This window comes from Pseudomonas sp. P106(2024), from assembly GCF_057480815.1.
In genome coordinates, this window is the sequence record NZ_JBLIYU010000069.1 from 1 (window position 1) to 271 (window position 271).

General features: G+C 57.2%; 1 pseudogene. It reads right to left on the reverse strand.

What is annotated here, in order from left to right:
• Positions 1–271: pseudogene (locus AC25M7_RS25545) on the reverse strand (transposase); the annotation flags it as partial.

A 271-nucleotide genomic window follows, 5' to 3' on the forward strand; every position in this document is an offset into this window, starting at 1 on the left:
TTTGGCAAAGGCGACGCACTGGGTAATCCGTCGAGTGCTTGTTGATGAAGGCGTACTTCAGCCGCACTCCTTGGCAAAGTACGCGGCGGCCTTCTTTAAGATGTCTCGCTCTTCTGTCACCCGCTTGAGTTCAGCGCGTAGCTTGCGCAGTTCAGCCTGCTGATCATTGTCTTGCTGACGCTGCTCTTGGGGCTTGCTGTAGACCTTGATCCAAGCGTAAAGGCTGTGCACGGACATGCCCAGGCGCTGGGCGACCTCGGCGACAGGTTTG